Here is a 14,477-nt window from a genome sequence, read left to right as displayed (position 1 = left end):
CGTCATGTGCTTTTCTGTGACTCACTTCATATGACTGCCCGTCAATAACAAGAACCTCGGCAGCAGTCCGGACGAGAGCGAAGAAAGGAGCAGGCATGGCCCCACAGCACAAGCGGACCGGGGTCCGCCGGCTGGCCCTGGGCGCGGCAGCGGTCACCGCGTCGGCCGCCCTGGCGTCCGGCCCCGCAGTGGGGGTGGGGGTGGCGCGCGCCGCCGAACCTCGGGCTCCGGCGCCGACCCCGGCGCCCGTGGCCTCGCCCTCGGCCCTCACACCTCCGGCCGTCCCCGTGCCCGTGACACCTGTCCCCTCCACCACCCCGGTGACGGAAGAAGCCCCGGCCGTCGGGGTCTTCCTCAAGTCCGACGCCCGTGGCGTGGCCCGGATGCCGCTGTTCAGCCACTGGCTGGGCGGCACCGAGCTCCGTGCCGGGCACACCTACCTGCCGGGCCACCGCTGGCGCGACATCGAGGGCGCCCCCGACTTCCTGGACGTATGGGCGCAGTGGCGCAACAAGAAGGCCGACCGGATGCTCGTCCTCAACGTCCCCATGCAGGAGCGCAACGAGGAGGGCGTCTCCGACAACGAGGTCCGGCGGCTGCTGCGGCAGGGTGCGGCCGGAGAGTTCGATCACCACTTCCGTGTCCTCGCCGAACGGCTGGTGGACCTGAAGGTGCCGGACACGATCATCGTGCTCGGCTGGGAGATGAACGGCACGACGTACACCCATCGCTGTGGGCCGGACCCGGAGGCCTGGAAGAAGTACTGGAACAGGATCGTCACCACCATGCGTTCCGTGCCGGGCCAGAAATTTCGGTTCGATTTCACGCCGAGCCGTGGTGTGGACGCCGTTCCCTGGACGAAATGCTATCCGGGGGACGACACCGTCGACATCATCGGCATGGATTCCTATGACCAGCCGACCGGCATGTCGTTCGAGCAACAGGTGAAAGAGCCCTACGGGCTTCAGGACCACGTGGATTTCGCGAGGGCTCACGGCAAACCCATTTCCTATCCGGAATGGGGACTCTTCCGCAACGGTGACAATCCCGAGTACATGCGGAGCATGCTCGACTGGATGGAGGAGCACAAACCGCTCTACAACACGCTGACCGACTACTGCCCGCACGGTGTGTGGCAGTGCGCGGCCAACCCGAAGTCGTCCCACCTCTACCGGTCGGCCCTCTTCGGCCGCACCGACGAGGCGACCTCGCCCGGCACGCCCACGCCGCAACCGACCCCGTCGACCCCGCCCGGCACCCCACCGCCCCCGGCGGACTGCACCCCGCTGGACCTGGGCAGTTGGGTGGAGGAGTGGCTCGGAGGGAAGCTCTGCCTCCGCTTCGACTGGTGGTAGGGCGCCCGTCCACCCGGCCGGTGGCGGCCGACCCGCCTCGGGATCCGCCGCCACCGGCACGGCCGGGCCCACCGACGTCACCGGCCGCCGCGCACATCGGCGGCGGCGGCCGGGCCGGGCACCGAGGGGGCCGGGGCGGCGTCGTCCTGGCCGTTCCTCCGCGGCCGCGCCAGCAGGGCGAGGCCGCCGAGCAGACCACCCGCGCTCGCGCCCACCAGACCGGTCACCGCCGCTGACGCGGACGTCGGCTCGCTCGGCTCCACCGCCCGTGAGAACTGCACGAGCCGCACGTTGGTGTTGCCCCTGCTGTCGTCGGCGTGCCGGGTCAGCGCGCGGGTGACCGCGTTGGCCATGTCGACGGCGAGGGCGGGGTTCGAGGAGGTGGCCGAGACGGCGACCATCGGCGCATCGGGCGACGTCGCCGAGCGCACACTGCGCTGCAGGGTGCGCACCGGCACACCCGCCCACACCTGCGCGTCCCCGAGCACCGCGAGCTGTGTGGCGACCCGGCCGTACGCCTGGGCGAAGCCGAGGGCGGCGTCCGGCGTGGACTTCCCCGTCGGCACGGCGATGACATAGCTGGTGGCCGTGTACGTCGAGGGGGTGAGCACGCCGTACGAACCGCCGACGAGGCCCCCGGCGAGGGTGCCGGCCGCGAGCACGGACCACAGCGGCAGCGCCCTGAGACGGGCCAGGGACAGGCGGCGCTGACGGGTCGGAGTGTCGGTCATGACGAGTTGGCTCCCAGAAGTGAGGGGGACGGCGAACTGGAGACGGCTGCCGCGTACACGTCGGTGAGACGGGCCGCGCAGTGGGTGATGCTGTAGTGGTGCGCGACCTGCGAGGCCACGCGCGGCCGGGGGCCGGCCGCGCTGACCTCGGCGATCGCGCGGGCGTAGGCCTCGGGGCCGCCGCGCACCCGCCGGACGCCGTCGTCGGCGGCGTCCGGCGGGCGCACGTCCTCGATCGCCGGGCAGGACGCGTAGAGCACGGGCAGGCCGGACGCCAGCGCCTCCACGGCCGCCAGACCGAACGCCTCGTCGGTGGACGGGGCGGCGAACAGGTCCATCGCCGAGGTGAGCGCGGGCAGGTCGGGGCCGGGCGAACCGTCGGCCACGTAGGGACGCTCACCGGCGAACACGACACGACCGGCCACCCCGGCCTCGGCGGCCGTGCGGCGCAGGGCCCCTTCCTCGGGACCCCCGCCCACCAGCAGCAGCCAGTGGTCGTCCGGGAGCCGGCCGAGCGCGCGGACGAGGACGTCGAACCGCTTCCCCGGGGCGAGCCGGCCGACGCCGCCGACGACGAACGCGTCCGCCGGCAGGCCGAGGTGCCCGCGGGCCTCCTCGCGCCGCTGCGCATCGAAGCGGAAGCGGTCCACGTCGATGCCGTTCGGGACGACCTCGATACGCGGCGCGGGCACGCCCCAGCGCTTCAGGCGATCGGCCACCGTCGGGGAGACGGCGACCGTCGCCGACCCGAGCCGCTCGCTGGCGAGGTACAGCCTGCGCACCCCGGCCGTCAGCCGGCGGCCCTCCATCTGCGAGTCGCCCAGGGAGTGCTCGGTGGCGACGACCGCCCGGACCCCGGCGATCCGGGCGGCGAGCCGGCCGTAGACGCAGGCCCGGTACAGGTGGGTGTGCACCAGGTCGTAGCCGCCCGCGCGGATCAGCCGCACCAGGCGCGGCAGCGCGGCCAGGTCACGGTTGCCGCCCATGCCGAGATGCGTGACGCGGACGCCGTCGGCGGTGAGCCCCTCGGCGACCGCACCGGGGTTGGTGAGCGTCACGACGTCGCAGTCCACGGGCAGATGACGCAGCATGAGACGCAGCTGCTGCTCGGCCCCGCCGACCCCGAGGCCGGTGATGATGTGCAGAGCCCTCATCTCACAGGCCCTCCACCGGACGCCGCCGCAGCCGGTGCAGCCAATACTTGAGCTGCAGGCGCCAGGCCGTGTCCTCCTGGCCGACGTACACGCGCGGCAGGGCGTGCGGACCGGTCAGCGGCCCGGGGTCGATGGCGCAGGCGTAGCCGTACCCCGCGTCCCGTACGGCCGCGACGGCACGGGCGTCGATCGTGCCGTACGGGTAGCAGAACCCCTCGACCGGAGCACCCGTCAGCTCCTCCAGCCGCGCCCGGCTCTCGGCGACCTCGGCCTTCAGGGTGAGGTCGTCCGCCTTGGTGAGGTCGACGTGCGTCAGCCCGTGCGAGCCGATCTCCACGCCCTCGGCCGCCGCGCTCCGGATGCCGTCCGCGGTCAGCAGCGGCTTGCGCGGGCCGAGCGGGTCCCAGGCGTTCTCGCCACCGAGCCGCCCGGGCAGCACGAAGAGGGTCGCGCCGCAGTTCCAGCGGCGCAGGCGCGGCAGGGCCTCGGTGACGAAGTCGGTGTACCCGTCGTCGAAGGTCAGCCCGACCAGGTCCCGCCCCTCGCCCCGGGCGCGCGCGGCGAGCAGCTCGGTCACGGACACGCCCCGCAGCCCGCGCCGGCGCAGCCAGGCCAGCTGCCGGTCGAGCCGCTCGGGCGTGACCGTGATGCGGTACGGGTCGTCGGAGCAGTCGCCCACCGAGTGGTACATCGCCACCCAGGGCACCGGGCCCCGGCGCGGGGCCGGGGGTCTGCCGGTGTCGGGGGAATCAACGGAAACGGCCATGTGGAAGCCTTCGTGTGACGGCGCGTAGGGAGCGCAGGGCGGACGCGGAGCCCTGGGCACCGAAGGCCCAGGTGAGCGGGACGAAGACGAGGGTCACGGTCAGCAGGCCGGCCACCAGGCCCGCCGCCGGGGACGGCATCCGGCCGGCCGCGTACGCCCCCGCGGCCGTGGCGACGACCGCCGCGCACACCAGCCGGCCCAGCTCGGTCAGCACCTGCCGGACACGGACCGAGACGCCGTACGGACTGTTCCGCCGGCCCGTACGCAGCCCGGCGAGCAGCAGGGCGGCCGTGACGGTGATGCCGACGGCGTTGGCGGCGGCGATGCCCGCCACGCCCCAGGAGTGCACGCTCACGGCGCCGATCGAGAACGTCACGGTGATGCCGGCCGTCATCGCGCCGAGGGGGTACCAGACGGCCCGGCCCGCCGAGAAGTAGGAGCGCACGAGGGCGCCCACCAGGGTCTGGCCCAGCAGCCCGAGGGCGTACACGCGCATCACGTCCGCCGTCGCCGCGGTGTCGCTCGCGCTGAACGCACCCCGCTGGAAGAGCAGTTCGACCATCTGCGGGGCACAGGCGATCACCGCGCACATGCCCAGCAGCACCAGACAGGCGGCGAGCGCCAGATCCCGCTCCACGCGGCTGCGGGCCCGCTCGGTGTCGCCGTCCGCGAGGGCCCGCGCCACCACCGGGAAGGTGACGGTGCACACCATCAGCGACAGCGTCATCGGGATCTGGGCGACCTTCTGCGCGTAGTTCAGGTGCGAGATGGCGCCGGAGGGCAGGCCGGAGGCGAGGAACCGTTCGGCGAGGACCTGCGACTGGCGGCACAGGGCGAACAGGAGCACGGCGGCGACGAGGGCGAGCTGCATCGGCTGCCCCTCGGTGTCGGTCCCGGCACCGGCGAGGGGCTGGGTGCGCGACGCCAGCCGCCGCCACAGCGACGGCAGTTGCACCGCCACCATCAGACAGCCGCCCGCCGCCACCCCGACCGCGGCGGAGCGCACGCCCCAGTCCGCGCCGAACAGGAACATCGCGCCGATGATGCCGGTGTTGTAGGCGACGTAGATCGCCGCGGGCGCCAGGAAGCAGCGGTGGGCCCGCAGGGCGGCACTGCAGTACCCGGCGAGACCGAAGGCCAGCACACAGGTCGCGGTGATCCGGGTGCAGTCGGCGGCCAGCCCGGGATCGGGCAGGCCCGGGGCGAGGGCCCGGACCAGGAGGGGAGCGGTACCGGCGACCAGCGCGGCCACCGCGGCGAGGGCGAGGCACAGCCGCGGCAGGGTCGCGCCGACCAGGGCCCGCACCGGATCGCCCGCGGCACCCCGGGCCCGGCGGGCCAGCGCCATGCTGAACGCCGGGATCAGCGCGATCGCCAGCCCGTCCTCGATGAGCAGCGTGGCGGCGAACTCCGGCACGGTCCACGCCACCAGGAAGGCGTCCGTGTCGCTCCCGGCCCCGAACAGCCGGGCCAGCGACTGGTCGCGCACCAGGCCGAGCAGGGAACCGGCGATGGACAGCGACGCCGTGACGAGCGCGGCCCTGGCCAGAAAACGCCCGGAGACCGGGGCCGAGGCCGACGCAGAGACCGGTTCGGCACTGTCCGCCGCCTTGGTGGCGGCCCGCGCCGGGGGCACGGTCGCCGCGTCGTCCGTCTCGGGCCCGGGGGACTTCGATGGCACCACCGTCATCGCGCCAGAGCCTCCTCGGCGGGCTCCCGCACCTCGGCCCGGGGCGCGTCCGCACGGGGCTCGCCGGCCAGCGCCCACCACGCCACGAGCCCCATGCTCACGGCGATCAGCACGGTCGCGGGACCGCCGATGTCCCCGTAGACGAAGTCCGTCAGCAGCCAGACCAGCAGTCCGCAGGCGGCGAGCCCGCAGTCGAGTCCCGGTCCGCGGGCGCGGACGCGCAGCAGCCGCCGCATCCCGCACACCAGCAGCGCCAGCCAGCTCCCGGCGAGCCCGAGCAGCCCGATCAGGCCCTGCTCGCTCAGCACCAGCAGATACATGTTGTGCGGAGACAGCAGCGGCTGCCTCTGGTACACCATGCCCGCGCCGTCGGTCTCGCTGCCCGAGGACAGCGCCAGCGTGGCGTGTCCGTCCCGGTACTCGGGGAAGCCCTTCAGCCCGACACCGGTCAGCGGGTGCTGACGCCAGATGTCGGTGGCCGCGGCCCACAGGGTGTACCGGTCGACGACGGACTGGTCGGGCGCGTCGGCGACCTGGGCGATGCTGTCGATCCGCTGCTGAAGCAGCGCCGAACCCACGCCGAACCCGCCCACCAGGATCACGCCGGCCGCGACCGCCGCCCCGGCCACCTTGAGGGCGCGCCGCCACCCGGCCAGCACCAGTTGCATCGTGCACGTCAGGACGGTCGCGATCCAGGCGCCCCGGCTGAAGGAGAGCGCCAGCGGCAGCAACAGGACCAGGGCGCACCCGGCGGCGACCACGCGCTGCCGCAGGGACAACCGGCCCAGCGCGATTCCGACCGCGCAGACCAGGCCGAGCGAGACCGCCGTCGCCATGCCCATCACGTCGTGCGCCCCGAAGGTGCCCACCGCCCGGATGTTCGCGCCCTGGTACGAGGCACCGGTCCGGGTGACGAACTGGTGCACGCCGACGGCCCCCTGACACAGGCCGAGCCCCACGAAGGACCAGGCCACCATCCGGAAGCCGGCCCGGTCGCGGAGCAGCAGCAGCACGGCAGCGGGAACGAGAACGAACGTCTGCAGATAGCGCCCGAGGCCGGTGAGCCCGGCCTCGGGCGAGAACGCCCCCATGGCGGCGAGCGCCAGCCCCACGACCGGCAGGCCGAGAACCACGGCCGCGACGGGCGACAGCGGACGCCGTCGTTCACGCAGCAGACGGATCACGCAGTACACCACCACGAGCCCGGAGATCACGTCGGCGGGACCCGCGCCCTCCGGCATCACCGGCAGGGCCAGCAGGGCGGGCACGGCCACCACGGGCAGGGCCGGTGTCAGTGCGGCGACGCGGCGGGGGAGCGGCGTCAGTGCGAGGCTCACCTCAGTCAGCTCCCCGTCGGACGTACCACCGTGGCCGCGGTGCGCAGCAGGATGCAGATGTCCTGCCACAGGGACCAGTCGTCGATGTAGGCGTTGTCGAACCGGCAGCGGTCCTCGATCGAGGTGTCGCCGCGCAGCCCGTGGACCTGGGCCAGGCCGGTGATGCCGGTCCGCATGCGGTGCCGGACCGAGTAGCCGGGGTAGGTCTGGCCGAACCGGTCGACGAAGTAGGGGCGTTCGGGCCGGGGTCCGACCAGGCTCATGTCGCCCCGGAGCACGTTCCACAGCTGGAGCAGTTCGTCGAGCGAGGTGCGCCGCAGCATCCGGCAGAACCAGCGCATCTCGTTCTCGTTCGCCACGCTCCACCGGGTCGCCGACTCGTGCTCGTCGACCGGGCGGTGGGTACGGAACTTCAGCAGCGTGAACGGCTTGCCGCCCTTGCCGATGCGCTCCTGACGGAACACCACGCCCGGCCCGTCGCTGAGCCGCAGCGCCGCGGCGAAGGCCAGCAGCAAGGGGCTGAGCAGCAACAACAGCGTCCCCGACACCAGGATGTCGAGGCTTCGCTTGCCCACGCTGTCCCGTCGGGCCGGGGACATGTCCAGACGCCGGCAGGAGAACCCGGCGAGCCGCTCCCGCGTGGCGTACGAGGGTGTGTCGGCGTCGACCTCCCAGACCACGCAGCCCGACTCGGCCAGCGCCCGCAGCAGCGGCTCCTGTTCGGTACGTACCGAGGGGTGCACGGCCAGCACGGCCCGCACCCCGTTCTGGATGACCGCGCGCTCGACCTCCTCGTCGTTCGTCAGCACCGGCAGGGTCTCGGTGCCCTCCGGCTGCTCGGCGACGATGCCCACCGGCCGCACGCCGCACCGCGGGTGACGCAGCACGGCGGCCGCCACGCGCTGGGCGGTGGCGACCGGGCCGAGGACGAGTGCGGTGTGCGGGTGGCGCAGCAGCGCGCCGCGGCGCCGCGCGTGCACGGCTCCGCGCAGCGCACAGCAGGCCGCGGCGTGCAGGGCGAGGCCCGTCAGCACGGTCCCGAGGGACAGCGCGTGCTCCGGCCGGTACGCCGCCAGCAGCGCCGCGAGTGCCAGCCAGGTCACCGCGATACGCCCGCACACGGCGGGCACTTCCTCCAGCAGCCCCGGTACCGGCGGCCGTCCGTCGCGCCGGCGCAGCAGCAGCGCGGCGACGATCAGCAGGGTGACCAGCAGGGGATGGCGCTGGGTCTCGGTGAGCACCGGCAGGCCCGCCAGGGCGGCGACGCCGTCCGCGACGAGCAGGGGGACGGGTGAGGCGGGCCGGTCCGGGGTCCGCGGGGCGGACAGCCGGGGGCCGGTGGCGGTGCCGCGTGGCGGCATGACCGTGACGGGTGAGGATCCGTGCTCCCGCGGCGGTACGCCGGGGGAGGGCACGGTGCGTTCGGCGGTCACGAGTGGATGGACTCCCTGTACTCGGTGGGCTCGACGCGCTGCGTTGTCCGGTTCGTCTCGGCGCCACGTCCGGTGTCGAGCGGCTGACCGTGCTCAGCGCCGGGGAGGGCGGCCGTCCACGGGCCGAGCAGGTCGCGGTAGACGTCCGAGACGGCTTCGGCGGTGTGCCGCACGTCGTGGGTGGACAGCACGTGCCGGCGGCCCTGGTTGCCGAGCGTCTCGCGCAGCAGCGGGTCGACCAGCAACTCGGTGACGGCCCCGGCCAGTGCCGTCGCGTTCTCCGGCGGGACCAGGCACCTGGAGGTGATGGAGGGGGGCAGGCTCTCGCGGGCGCCGTCGACGTCCGTGACCACCACGGGCCGCCCGCAGGCCATCGCCTCCAGCGGCGCGAGGGCCATGCCCTCCCAGCGGGACGGCAGGATGACGAGGTCGGCGGCCTGGTACCAGGGGGAGGCGTCGGCGACGGCTCCCGTGAACACCACGGAAGCCGGGGCGCCTTCGCGAAGCCGGTCGAGGTCGGGCCCGTCACCGACCAGGACGAGGCGGGCGTCGGGCACCTGCCGCACGACGGATTCCCAGGCCCGCAGCAGGACGTCCTGCCCCTTCTGCCGGCACAGCCGCCCCACGCACACGGCGAGCGGTGCGGCCGGGTGGATGCCGGCGAGCGGTGCGAGCCCGGCCCGTACGGTGCCGGCGGCGGCGGGGCGGAAGCGCTCCGGGTCGATGCCGTTGGGGACGACGGTCCACCGGCCGGTGATCCTGGCGCCCATGCCGGTCGCGCGCTCGGCCTCACTCACGCACAGCACGCGTGAGGCCCATCGCGCCCCCCAGCGTTCCCACATCAGCGCCAGGGCCGCGGTGCCGCCGCCGACCGCCTCGAACGACCAGGCGTGCGGCTGGAAGACCGTCGGGATCCGCCCGCGCACCGCGAGCCGTCCGGCGAGTCCCGCCTTGGCGCTGTGCGCGTGCACCAGATCGGGACGTACCTCGTCGATCACCTGTGCCAGGTGCCGTACCTCCCTGAACAGCGACGCCCCCGGCGACCGTGTGGCGTGCCAGTGCCGTACGCGCGCGCCGAGCGTGCGCAGTTTCGTGGTGAGCGCGCTGTCGGGGCAGGCCACCGTGACGTCCAGGCCGTCCGACAGCTGGGCCCGGACAAGGTCCGTCACGACGCGTGCGACGCCGCCGTCCACGGGTTGGGTGAGGTGCAGGACTCTGGGGAGAGGGGCGGTCGATGACGGAGGCATGTACGCGGATTCCTCGCTCGCGATGGCGTTCGGGGCGGGCGGCGTCGGACTCACCGCCGTGCGTCGACGGAGGCGAAGAGCACGCCGGCCCATGCCCCGTCCCGCTCGGAACGGATCCGGAAGGTCACCTGGTCGTCCGCGTGTTCAAGGCCTCGTCCGAGGTCGAACACGTCGGAGTCGTAGCCGAGGGTGTTGGAGTGCGAGGGCACACGTGCCGCGTCCTCCCCGGGCTCGCTGATGGTGGAGTTCAGCACGTCGTGCTGGGGATTGGCCGCGTTGCTGAGCGCGTACTCGGACCTGCCGGTCGTCATGGTGAACGAGTCGCCGCCGGTGCCGCGGTCGCCGTTGTACGCCACCAGCCCCGCGCGGCCTCCCGCGCCGGCGGGGAAGCCCAGGTCGGTCAGCTGGATCGTCTCGGTCCCGGAGTTCAGCGGGGTGAAGCCGTCCCAGAGCGAGAGGTGCCGCAGCGGCTCCTCGGCTCTCTCGTAGGCCACCACGAGCGTCCAGCCGCCCCAGGTGCCGGCCGGTGAGTTGCCCATGGCGATGTTGATCTGCGCCACGGTGTACAGGCCCGGGCCGCCTTCCCGCACCAGCCGCGTGACGTCCGCCGAGGCCTGGAAGGCGTCCATGCCGTCCAGCACGCGGTGTCCGACCACGGTGTCGGCGATCAGTTCCTTGTACTCGCCGCCGGGTTCGGCGACCAGCACACGCCCGTTGTCCTCCGGCGGCTTCTGTTCGCCGGCGCGCAGGTTGCCGCCCCAGTAGAGGCGCGCGTACGACACCCGGGAGCCGCTGGGCAGGCGGACCTCCCCGCGGGAGGAGTTGTAGGTGTTGGGGTCGCGGTCGACGTCGACGTAGAACATGTCGAAGTCGCCGTTCGCACCGGCCCCGCCCGTCTGCGCGTCCGGACACGCCGGCCGATGGGTCGCGCGGCAGGTGATCGAGGCGTTGGCCGCGCGTACGATGCTGCCGTGCTGCAGTGCGCGGTACCGCTCGCCGAAGTCGAGGCTCTCGGCCTCCGGTGAGGGTGCGGCGGCCGGCGCGGCGGCCGGAGAACCGCCCGCTGCCCACACGGCGGCAAGGGCGAGGACGCCCACGGTCGCGCGGCGGAACAGCGGGCCCAGGGAATGACGCATGACCGTTTGTTGCCTTTCGGGACAGGTGGCCGTGGCAGCAGCGCCACGAGAGCGATGTGTCCGCGCTGGGGAGGGCGTCGGGCGGTTCGCAACTCTAGTCATGAATCGGACATAGTCGAAGAAATTCGGTGAAGTCTGACAAGTGTGTCGGAATCGTGAAAGCGCATGTGGTTGCCGATTCCGACCGTCAACCCCGGCGCCGATCGGGACCCCCGCACGGGGGAAGCCGGCGCATCGCTCGGGCGAGAGCCGGGGGGAGGCGTCCTGACATACCGTCTGATCAGGCTGGACGCGGCAAAAGGGGCAATGGGGAATCCCTAAAAGCGTATGAACAGTTGCGGGAAGCCCCGGGCGCTTTCACGGTGGGATCAAGATCCAACGCCGTCGAAAGGAAAACCCATGTGTGCCCTGCCCGCACGGCGCATCGCCTCCAGCGCACTCTGCGCCGCCCTTCTGGTCGGGATCACCGGCCCCGTCGCCATGGCGGCCGACTCGGCCCGCGGGTACGGCCATGTGGCCCCCGACGCCCGGCTTTCCGGCGCGGACGCGCGTCTCGCGAAGATCGGGACACTCCACTGGGGCGAGCTCACCCCGGTGGCCGATCTGCTGAACGCCGTGCTCCGGGACGGCGACGGCCGACTGTCCGACGCCGAGGCCGCGAAGCTGGGAGCCGCCGCAAAGGCCGCCCTGACCGAGGCGGCCGCCAGGGACACGGAGAACCCGGACACGTCGACGGTCGTGCTGCTGCCGGCTCCCGTCCCGCCCGCCGTGATGCCCGTCTCGCCCCAGCCGCGCGCCGCCGACCCCGTGAGCGACCTGCTGGAGCTTGTACTGGGGGCTGTCGACGGCCTCCTGGAGACGGTCACCTCCGGCGTCGGCGATGTCCTTCCCACGGCCGACGAACTGCTGGGCGGGGTCGACGGCCTCCTCTCCACACTGGTCGGAAGCGCCCTGCTGCCTCAGGTCGAGTCCACCACGTCGACGTCGTCGAGCGAGTCGGCCGACACATCCTCGGCCCTGACTCCTGAGGCCGTCACGTACCCCGCCGTGCCGGAGCTCCCCGAGCTACCGGAACTCCCGGAGCTCCCCCTGCTCACCCCGCCCGCGCCGTCGGCTTCTTGATCCCCGGACCGTCCAGTCGTGGTGCCGACCTCGGGGAGCGGTGCCACGACTGTCGTTCCTCCTGTCCGTCCTCGAATTTCCTCCGGTTCCTTTCCCGCCTCGACTCCGGTCTTTTTATAGATCTCGTATGAGGTATCGGCAATCTTCGGGTTCTTGGTTTCCGCCCAGGCCAGGGCTCGTTAGGCACGGCGACAGAAACCCCTCCGGCGACGTGCGTTGCCGAAGAAAGGAACACGATGAAGTCTCTGAAGGCTGCCGCCGTCTTTGCCGGGTCCTTGATCGCCGCCGGTTCCGCGACTCCCGCGTTCGCCCACAACGCTCCTGAGCAGGCGCCGACCGGATACAGCGCCCCCGACCAGGCGCCGGCTGCTCAGAGTGCTCCGTACTACGCGTCGGCTCCGCAGGCCGCTCCGCAGCAGCAGGCGCAGTCGCAGGCGCCCGCTCCGCAGGCCGCCTCTTACCAGGCTCCTGCTCCGCAGCAGGCCCCGGCTCCGCAGGCCGCTCCGCAGCAGCAGGCGCAGTCGCAGGCGCCCGCTCCGCAGGCCGCCTCGTACCAGGCTCCTGCTCCGCAGCAGGCCCCGGCTCCGCAGGCCGCTCCGCAGCAGCAGGCGCCCGCCCCGCAGGCCGCCTCGTACCAGACTCCTGCTCCGCAGCAGGCGCCGGACCCCCGTCCCGCTCAGGAGCAGGAGTCCTCGGCTCCGGAGGGCCGCCGTGTCCGCGACCTGGCGGCCAGCAGCATCAGCGGCGACCTGACCACGCGCGTCCCGCTCGGCGTGACCGCCGAGGGCCCCGCCGCGCTGCTCCCCACGGCCAAGGAGGCCGTGGACGCGCTGAACGGGGCCAAGCCGGCGCACGGCAACCTGTGGCTGTAGGTAGGGCCGAGATCCACCGGCCAGGAGGCGGTCCCCAGTGATTCTGGGGGCCGCCTCCGCATGTGCCCCGCCCGATGCGGCGACCGCGGTGTCCCTCGTCGCCCTTGTCCTTCCCCGTCCTTTCTCGTCCCTCCTCATCCCTGCTGGCCCCCGTGTCACCGCAATGGTCGCGCGGCGGTAACCGCCCCCGCCGTTCCACGGTTACGGCCAGTGCAACCGAACGGACGGGGAGCGAATCATGGTCGTCGACATCGGCGCGGTATCGGTCGACTCCGCAGGTGCGGCACCGGGCCCGCCGCGGCCCAGAACAGAACGAGCGACACGGCGAGATACGGCGCGCGCTCTGGCCGCGGGCGCACTCGCCGCGGTCACGGCCCCGTTCGTCACCTCCTCCCGACCTCGACGCCCCGGCCCGGGGTCCGGGAGCGCGGCGCTCGACACCCACTTCGACCAGACCTACCGCGGCCACCGCATTCGTGGTGTGTGGATCCCCGAGCCCGGTACGGCCGAGGCCGGCCGGTGGCAGGTCCTGGTGGACGGCCGCCCCCTGCACCTGATGCGCCGGGCCGACGGGACCTGGCTGAGCATGGTCGACCACTACTGCTCCTACCGGTCACCGCTCGAGGCCGCCCGCGCCGCCGTCGACCAGCTCGGCCCCGGCCGGCGACTGCGCGAGCCGGCCCGGGGCCACGCAGCCGTGGGGCACGCGCACACCGGGGGCCGGTGTGGCGTACGTACGTAAGGACGCCGCCACGCTCACCAAGGCCGAGCGGCGCCGTTTCGTCAAGGCGCTGCTGGAGGTCAAACGGCGGGGCGAGTACGACGAGTTCGTGCGGACGCACGTCGAGTACTTCTCCGCGGACGGTGAGCACGGGCTGCGCGCCGCACACATGGCGCCCTCGTTCCTGCCCTGGCACCGCCGGTTCCTGCTCGACCTGGAGCACGCGCTGCGCCGGGTGGATTCCTCGGTGACACTGCCTTACTGGGACTGGACGCGCGACCGCGGGACCACGTCCGCACCATGGACGGCCGACCTGCTCGGCGGCAACGGGCGCCGGTCCGACCACCAGGTGATGACCGGTCCGTTCGCCCACCGAGAGGGCAACTGGACCATCACGACAGGCGTGACCGACGAGGAGTTCCTCACCCGCGACCTCGGCCGCCGCGGCGCCCCGATCGGCCTGCCCACGAAGAGCGACCTGGAGTGGGCACTCAAGGATCCGGTGTACGACGTGGCGCCCTGGAACTCGACGGTCACGCGCGGGTTCCGCAACAAGCTGGAAGGCTGGGGAGGCGGCCGAGGCGCCACCTCCTGGCGCAACCACAACCGGGTGCACCGCTGGGTCGGCGGGACGATGCTCACCGGGGCCTCCGTCAACGACCCGGTCTTCTGGCTGCACCATGCCTTCGTGGACCTGCAGTGGCACCGCTGGCAACTGCGTCACCGCATGTCACGCTACCTGCCCGCCACACCGCCGGGGCGAGACGATCAGCAGCACGCCCGGATCGTGGCACGGCACCAGACACTGCCGCCGTGGGACGTGACGCCGGACGAGCTGGAGGACGTCAGCCACCTCTACCGCTACGCGTGAGGTCACGAGGCCGCACGAGAGCCCCGGCGCTGTGGTGCGCCG

13 protein-coding genes are annotated in these 14,477 nt (G+C 73.1%); 5 read left to right on the top strand and 8 right to left on the bottom strand.

Features of this window, described 5'->3' with window-relative positions:
* Positions 1–95: 95 nt before the first annotated feature.
* Positions 96–1,355, top strand: coding sequence for a glycoside hydrolase family 26 protein (locus tag ABEA82_RS03310; RefSeq protein ID WP_345659804.1), 1,260 nt, complete (start codon positions 96–98; stop codon positions 1,353–1,355).
* 77 nt (positions 1,356–1,432) lie between these two features.
* Here the strand turns inward: ABEA82_RS03310 and ABEA82_RS03305 are convergent, their stop codons facing one another.
* From ABEA82_RS03305 to ABEA82_RS03270, 8 genes are read right to left on the bottom strand one after another with little or no spacing between them, the layout of a single operon-like run.
* A complete protein-coding gene (locus tag ABEA82_RS03305) occupies positions 1,433–2,086 on the bottom strand; it encodes a YveK family protein (RefSeq protein WP_345659803.1) in 654 nt (217 codons plus the stop codon).
* Positions 2,083–3,240 (bottom strand): glycosyltransferase, encoded by a 1,158-nt coding sequence (locus ABEA82_RS03300; RefSeq protein WP_345659802.1) that lies wholly within the window; start codon positions 3,238–3,240, stop codon positions 2,083–2,085. The genes ABEA82_RS03305 and ABEA82_RS03300 overlap by 4 nt, the downstream gene beginning before the upstream one ends.
* 1 nt (position 3,241) lies before the next feature.
* Positions 3,242–4,006, bottom strand: coding sequence for a polysaccharide deacetylase family protein (locus ABEA82_RS03295; protein WP_345659801.1), 765 nt, complete (start codon positions 4,004–4,006; stop codon positions 3,242–3,244).
* Entirely contained in the window at positions 3,990–5,696 is a 1,707-nt protein-coding gene (locus ABEA82_RS03290; RefSeq protein ID WP_345659800.1) for a lipid II flippase MurJ, read from the bottom strand. The genes ABEA82_RS03295 and ABEA82_RS03290 overlap by 17 nt, the downstream gene beginning before the upstream one ends.
* Positions 5,693–7,033, bottom strand: coding sequence for an O-antigen ligase family protein (locus ABEA82_RS03285; RefSeq protein ID WP_345659799.1), 1,341 nt, complete (start codon positions 7,031–7,033; stop codon positions 5,693–5,695). Before ABEA82_RS03285 ends, ABEA82_RS03290 begins: the two co-directional genes overlap by 4 nt.
* 5 nt (positions 7,034–7,038) lie before the next feature.
* Positions 7,039–8,466, bottom strand: a complete 1,428-nt coding sequence (locus tag ABEA82_RS03280; protein WP_345659798.1) for an exopolysaccharide biosynthesis polyprenyl glycosylphosphotransferase — start codon at positions 8,464–8,466, stop codon at positions 7,039–7,041.
* Positions 8,463–9,713, bottom strand: coding sequence for a glycosyltransferase family 4 protein (locus ABEA82_RS03275; protein ID WP_345659797.1), 1,251 nt, complete (start codon positions 9,711–9,713; stop codon positions 8,463–8,465). Before ABEA82_RS03275 ends, ABEA82_RS03280 begins: the two co-directional genes overlap by 4 nt.
* Positions 9,714–9,763: 50 nt before the next feature.
* Positions 9,764–10,849: a DUF3344 domain-containing protein gene (locus tag ABEA82_RS03270; RefSeq protein WP_345659796.1), complete on the bottom strand. Its 1,086-nt coding sequence runs from the start codon at positions 10,847–10,849 to the stop codon at positions 9,764–9,766.
* Positions 10,850–11,248: 399 nt separating this feature from the next.
* On the opposite strand from ABEA82_RS03270, the gene ABEA82_RS03265 reads away from it, so the two are divergent.
* The 4 genes from ABEA82_RS03265 to ABEA82_RS03250 all read left to right on the top strand — a co-directional run bounded on the left by ABEA82_RS03265 (position 11,249) and on the right by ABEA82_RS03250 (position 14,435).
* Complete coding sequence (locus ABEA82_RS03265) at positions 11,249–11,971, top strand: hypothetical protein (protein ID WP_345659795.1); 723 nt, start codon at positions 11,249–11,251, stop codon at positions 11,969–11,971.
* Between the two features lie 236 nt (positions 11,972–12,207).
* Positions 12,208–12,843, top strand: coding sequence for a hypothetical protein (locus tag ABEA82_RS03260; RefSeq protein ID WP_345659794.1), 636 nt, complete (start codon positions 12,208–12,210; stop codon positions 12,841–12,843).
* A gap of 238 nt (positions 12,844–13,081) precedes the next feature.
* Entirely contained in the window at positions 13,082–13,585 is a 504-nt protein-coding gene (locus tag ABEA82_RS03255) for a tyrosinase family oxidase copper chaperone (protein WP_345659793.1), read from the top strand.
* Positions 13,569–14,435: a tyrosinase family protein gene (locus ABEA82_RS03250; RefSeq protein WP_345659792.1), complete on the top strand. Its 867-nt coding sequence runs from the start codon at positions 13,569–13,571 to the stop codon at positions 14,433–14,435. Before ABEA82_RS03255 ends, ABEA82_RS03250 begins: the two co-directional genes overlap by 17 nt.
* Positions 14,436–14,477 lie beyond the last annotated feature (42 nt).

Source organism: Streptomyces venetus (genome assembly GCF_039540295.1).
GTDB classification, from domain to species: Bacteria; Actinomycetota; Actinomycetes; order Streptomycetales; family Streptomycetaceae; genus Streptomyces; species Streptomyces venetus.
This window is presented reverse-complemented; position numbering and strand designations above follow the sequence as displayed.